The sequence below is a fragment of the Ruegeria sp. D1(2025) genome, from assembly GCF_056536425.1.
This window is the reverse complement of the sequence record NZ_JBQFPO010000039.1, coordinates 1-1,227: the sequence shown is the minus strand read 5'-3', so window position 1 is coordinate 1,227 and position 1,227 is coordinate 1. Positions and strand designations below refer to the sequence as shown.

Genomic DNA, 1,227 nt, shown 5'->3' with positions numbered 1-1,227 from the left:
CTTCGATTTGAGCAAATTGAAAACCGGCAAAGACCAGTGTTTCGAACACGCCGACAAGCCCAAGCACAAGGCCACTAAACAAGAGTACCGCTAAACTAGTCACAACTGTGACGGCCAGGAATGGAAGTTCCATGCAATATCCTCCGGATTGGGGTTGAAAATTGGATTAGTTAGACAAGCCGACCAGAACGAACCGGTCGCGCCGTCGATCACGTAGAACAAGCACTTCGGTACCTTGCTCCAACGAATCTTGGTCCTGCAAAGGTTCTGCGCGCAGGTAGTGCGAGTTGCCGAACCGGTCCATGACGCGCACCTCTGCCGGGCGTCCGCGTGAGGCCGTTCCTTGAGTGATCACACCACGACGACGGGCCAGCATCCGTTCAGACATCGCCTCAGTCTCGGTTTTTGGAAGTAGCCGGACAAAGACGCCACCAAAGCCACGCGCAAACCACAGACCAAATGCGCCTGCAGGGATGGCAGCGATCCAACTGGGCAAATCGAAGCCCAACAGATCGCGCAGCGCCAGTTGCAGGCCCATACCACTGAGGCCGAACCCAGCCAGCAGAACCACAAGCCAGATCATGAACGGCATCTTGCCGATACCCAGCCAGCCAAACGGGCCAGTAGAGGCAATCTCGGGCCTTTCGGTTTCGATCTCGGTCACTTCCAGGTCGCCCAGATCGATATCGGCATCTATATCCAGATCGACCTCGCCATCGCCTGCCAGCAGACTTCCACCCAGAACCAATGCGATCAGTTCCAGCGCCAGAAGGCCGAACAGAAGCGCAAGCGCCAGGGTAAAGGGCACAAATGCGCCCTCAAGTAAAAAGTCAAACATCAGCAAGTTGTCCTCGTTATTGTATACCTTTGTATACAACTGAGATGGGAAGTCATTGATTGAATTTCAAGAAGTTGTGATTCCAAATTTCAACCTATGGGTAGTGCAGCTCTTGACGGATATGCAACTCGCCCTAGCCACCTCTCGTATTATTCCCTCAAATACGCGCTCAAAATGACATGGCAGCGCAAGCCGGGCTTTTGCTGAGCGATGACATAAGGTAGACGGGCGCGCAGACAGTTACGTGGACACGCAAAATGGCTCGGATTCTCATCACCTCGGCGATCCCCTACATCAACGGGATCAAGCACCTCGGCAACCTGATCGGCTCGCAATTGCCGGCCGACCTGTACGCACGTTACCAGCGTGGCCGGGGGAACGAGGTCATG

Annotated in this window: 2 protein-coding genes; one reads left to right on the top strand and one right to left on the bottom strand. The window is 54.6% G+C overall.

The genetic code is table 11. The features are described 5' to 3' along the window. Positions 1 to 166: 166 nt before the first annotated feature. Complete coding sequence (locus ACR1XU_RS23105; RefSeq protein ID WP_480915718.1) at positions 167 to 838, bottom strand: OB-fold-containig protein; 672 nt, start codon at positions 836 to 838, stop codon at positions 167 to 169. A gap of 257 nt (positions 839 to 1,095) precedes the next feature. Between ACR1XU_RS23105 and ACR1XU_RS23100 the strand changes: the two genes are divergently transcribed. Further along, the coding region (locus tag ACR1XU_RS23100; protein WP_480915719.1) for a class I tRNA ligase family protein at positions 1,096 to 1,227 on the top strand (132 nt) is incomplete at its 3' end.

What these genes read in the sequence shown, in the direction of transcription:
- ACR1XU_RS23105 (WP_480915718.1), bottom strand. Translation starts at nt 838, where the DNA reads ATGTTTGACTTTTTACTTGAGGGCGCATTTGTGCCCTTTACCCTGGCG.